We start from the raw sequence: 3669 nt of genomic DNA, 5'->3' as shown, positions 1-3669 counted from the left end.
TGCTCCTGCGCATAGGTATTCTGCAGGGTCAGACCATGCACCTGCGGATCAGCGGTAAGGACATCTTCCAGCAGGCTATCATGCAGCTCACGGTCAAACACCAAACGGGCATATTTTTCCGCAAACAGCACCGGAGCCAGCAGGTTCTTTCCCTCTGACAGGGTCATGGCCTGCTCAAAATGGACCTTCGCCTGATCCGGCTTACCGCCCAGAGATGCGGGCAGGATGCTGCTCAGCACGCCCAGGTACATGTGCGCCTGGCCATACTGGTAACCCTCATCCAGAACCACTACACGCTCCATGATGGCTTCCACGCGGCCCAGTTCAGCCACCGCATTCCAGTCGCTGGTGTTCTGCTGAATGTAACCGGCCCAGGCGCTGCCCAGGGTGAACAGCATAGGCACATCGCCCTTGCCGGCATCTTCCAGCAGTTCCTCGAACTCGGGCACGGACAAATCACGCAGGTCGCAGTAATCGCTATCGTGGGCACAGGCGGAGCGGAAAGCATAATCCAGCGCCTTGTCACTGAGCTTGCGGGCCCGTTTCGGGTCTTCCACGAACAGGCCCGCATAGGCGCCATAAAGGTCTGCCCCGCTGGCCAGCATGGAGGCGCTGTCAGGCCAGTTTTCGATCAGGCCGTCCACCATCAACAGATAGGTGGGCAGGCCTTCAGCCACCAGCTCAAGGTCGTTGTTGTTGAGTACGCCATAGGGCAGGTTGTCGTCGATGCTGGCCAGGGAACAGCCCTGCAAGGAAACGACCGCTGCAACAAGGAATGAGGGGACAAACCCGGGTAGGAAGCGCCACTGCATAGGTCGCCAGTATCCTTTCATGATTGTGACCATTTGTTTTGGCAGTCTTTATAGCAGTACGACCGGGGTAACTCAAACGGCCCCGACCCCTTGCGCCCGCCGCCAGAGGCCGAAACCGGCCCCCAGCAGACAACCACTGACCAGCCCCGCCAGATGCGCCGCATTGGCCACCACACTGGACAGCCCCACAAAGCAGATCACCATCCAGGCCAGCATGAAGATGACGATCTCCCGGCGCAGGGGGTAACCGGATTGGGGATTTACCTTGCCGTAAATCCACAAATAGCCAAGCAGCCCGTAAACCACCCCGGACAGACCACCGAACATGGGCCCGGTATGGAAGAACTGGGCCACATTGGCGGTAATACCGGTGACCAGGGTGACCAGCACCAGCTGCCCACTGGACTGGAAGCGCTCGATCAGGCGGCCCAGGTCCGACCACCAGAGCAGGTTAAACAGCAGGTGCAGCAGGGAAAAGTGCAGCAGCATGGGGGTCACTAGTCGCCAGGGCTGGTTCTCCAGCCCGTCCAGTGCCGCCGGGAACAGCAGCGCCCGGTAGACGCCATCGCCCATCAGGTACGGCGTCAGGTAAACCAGCACGCTGACAATCAGCACGATGCGGGTGACCCAGCCCAGGCTGGCAAACCAGCCCCCGGACATGAGTGGCTGAGGACGCCCGGTGAGGGGCTCCACCGGCTGGCGACCCTGCTGATGCCTGAGATCGGCAATCAGCTCTTCCAGCAAGGCCTTGGCATGGTTGTACTGCGCCGGGTCCTGCAGGTCGATGATCTGCTCACTGCCCTCCTCCCGGCGCGCCACCGCAAAGCCATTGCGCTTGAGGGTATGCTCAAACAGCTCGGCCAGTTCCGGCTGCGGGGTACGGATCAGTTCCATGCCAGGCCCTCCAGGGCATTGTTACGTTGTGCCGGCGTCAGCGCGGCCAGGTTTTCCACCTGCTGCCAGAAACAGTCCCAGTCCCGCTGGCATTGTTCCAGCAGGCGGGCAAAGGCAGGCACATGATCATTGTAGTCACTGACACCGTTTAACTGGGCATTGTTCAACGGCCCGTCAAAGAAACCACGGTAACCGGCCAGGGCTGGCAGACTTTGTTGCTCACGGAAAAAGCGCTCCCGGGCCTGCTGCTGGATGCGGGCTTTTTCCCGGGCCAGCACCTCCGCATCCTGCTCAGCAGTGTAAAGCTGTTTCAGCGCCTCACGGGTATCGGTGACGATGGCCATAAAGGCCTGACGGACCTGCTCACGGCGCTGCCAGAAATCCGCCGGCAAGGGCTCGCCAGTGGCGGCAAAGAAATCCAGCGCACCTTCCCGGCCCACCAGGGTGGCGAGGGATTCATTGAAACGGGTGTCGCTCTTGATATACAGGCGTCGATGGGCCAGCTCGTGGATCAACAGTTCCGCCAGGGCCGGCTCAGAGCGTTGCAGCATGGGCGTGGTCAACGGATCGGCAAACCAGCCGAGGGTGGAATAGGCAATAGCGCCGCCCACGTAGGTATCCAGCCCTTGTTCGCTGAGGCGTGCGGCCGCCTTTTCCGCCGCCGGGCGCTGGAAATACCCCCGGTAGCTGACACAGCCAATCAGCGGGTAACACCAGGTTTTGGGAGTCAGTGACCAGGCCGGTGCCGCCAGCACATTCCAGACCACGGCGTCCTGCTCCAGGGCCACATACTGGTGATAGACATCCTCGGCGGGCAGCGCCAAATTGTCCCCGGCAAAGCGTACCACCTGCTGGCTGAACTGCAGGGAATGGGCAATCTGTGGAGGGGTTTGGGGGTCCGCCAGCACCGCCTCCAGGGGTTCGCGCTGGCCCATCAGCGACAAATGCCCTTTGGCGGCCTGGCTGTAATAGCCAAGCTGGCAACCGGCAAGCAGCGTCATAGCCGCCAGCGTGACACCCCGTAATACCCGCATGATCCGGAATCAGGCCCGGGACATGAATTTGCGCTCGGCGGTGTTCACCCGCACCTTTTCCCCTTCCACGATGTATTCCGGCACCTGCACCACCAGCCCGGTATTCAGGGTGGCCGGCTTGGTGCGTGCGGAGGCAGAGGCCGCTTTCATGGCCGGGGCGGTCTCGGTGACTTCCAGCACCACCGACGCAGGCAGCTCCAGGCCGATCACCGCATCGTCCACCCGCAGCGCCAGCAGACCTTCGGTGTCTTCAGTAATAAAGGCCAACTCGTCGGCAATGTCCTCGGCCTTGAGCAGGTACTGGGAGAAATCCTCGTTATCCATGAAGATGTAATCATCACCATCCACATAGGAAAACTGCACCGGCCGGCGCAGGAGTTCCACGGTGGTTACCTCATCATCCCCCTTGTAGCGTTCTTCGAACTTGGGTCCACCGCCCACCGCACTGGCTTTCACCCGATACAATGTCGCCGCACCCCGGGCCGAGGGCGACTGCACCTCGATCTGGCGAATGGCGTAAAGGGTACCGTTGGCTTCGATAACGTCGGATTTCTTCAGATCGCTGGCGCGGGTCATGGTTGGGGAGGGTCCTTGGTGTGTTGGAAGGGCAAATGCTAGCAATTAATAGTTAATAATGAATAGTTAATAGTTGCGCGAGCAACGGTCTGGCTTTACTAACGCAAGAGGCCGCGACCAAAGTTTGGTCGCGGCCTCTTGCGTCAGAATAGCGATAAAGCCCGCTTGCGCGTTATTAATTATTCATTATTAACTATTAGTTGCTCAACACTGTTCCACGCCGCCTCACAAAGCCCCTTCCGATCCGTGCCCTGAGCCGATATCGGGTCGCAGAAATGCAGGCGCACACGGATGCGGCTGCGCAACAGCATGGCCCAGAGATGATGGTGGAATTCGTCGTCACCGATGAAGGC

4 protein-coding genes are annotated in these 3669 nt (G+C 60.2%); all 4 read right to left on the bottom strand.

Annotated features, from left to right (window positions below):
• Positions 1-812: TRAP transporter TatT component family protein (locus HUJ17_RS02775; RefSeq protein ID WP_290509244.1), on the bottom strand; the 812-nt coding region annotated here is incomplete at its 3' end.
• A 72-nt stretch (positions 813-884) separates the two neighbouring features.
• Positions 885-1706 (bottom strand): rhomboid family intramembrane serine protease, encoded by an 822-nt coding sequence (locus tag HUJ17_RS02770; RefSeq protein ID WP_290509243.1) that lies wholly within the window; start codon positions 1704-1706, stop codon positions 885-887.
• Positions 1697-2740, bottom strand: a complete 1044-nt coding sequence (locus HUJ17_RS02765; RefSeq protein WP_290509242.1) for an aminopeptidase — start codon at positions 2738-2740, stop codon at positions 1697-1699. Before HUJ17_RS02765 ends, HUJ17_RS02770 begins: the two co-directional genes overlap by 10 nt.
• 9 nt (positions 2741-2749) lie before the next feature.
• A complete protein-coding gene (yeiP, locus tag HUJ17_RS02760) occupies positions 2750-3316 on the bottom strand; it encodes an elongation factor P-like protein YeiP (RefSeq protein WP_103916602.1) in 567 nt (188 codons plus the stop codon).
• Between the last annotated feature and the right edge of the window lie 353 nt (positions 3317-3669).

The sequence above is a fragment of the Alcanivorax sp. genome (assembly GCF_014762765.1).
Taxonomy (GTDB): Bacteria; Pseudomonadota; Gammaproteobacteria; order Pseudomonadales; family Alcanivoracaceae; genus Alcanivorax.
The sequence above is the reverse complement of the archived record's forward strand: the minus strand, read 5'-3'. Positions and strand labels throughout refer to the sequence as shown.